The 397-nt window shown below is 30.2% G+C and carries 1 protein-coding gene; it reads right to left on the bottom strand.

The features are described from left to right. Positions 1-29 precede the first annotated feature (29 nt). Positions 30-397, bottom strand: a 368-nt coding sequence (locus H2672_RS19310; RefSeq protein WP_186674017.1) for a hypothetical protein, incomplete at its 5' end; no start/stop codon positions are given.

The raw sequence follows: 397 nt of genomic DNA, 5'->3' as shown, positions 1-397 counted from the left end.
ACTAAAGCGCTCCGTTAGTTGAGGAATTGTTATTTTTTTAAGCTGTCTAATAAAACATAACCAAATACAATCCCAGCTGTTGATGTGAATGTAGTATCTCCTAACAGCAGAAACTCTTTTGCAAATAACAAATTCAACCCAAAATAAAAAGACAAAATTGGTATCATTGCTATATAAAGAGACGGGATTCCAATTGCAGCAACCTTAATCCAATCAAACGACCATTGCTTTTTTTCTTTAATCTCTATAATCAATTTAGGCAATCGTAATAAAAATCCAATAAAAACAGGAAAAATAGCTACAAATATTAAAAAAGGCATTAAATTAAATGTTGTTGCCGATTCTTCTCTTAAGTGCACTTTATAATCCATTCCTAGATAAAAAATAAATCCCATAG

This window comes from Sporosarcina sp. BP05 (assembly GCF_014282005.1).
Lineage (GTDB): Bacteria > Bacillota > Bacilli > Bacillales_A > Planococcaceae > Sporosarcina.
This window is presented reverse-complemented; position numbering and strand designations above follow the sequence as displayed.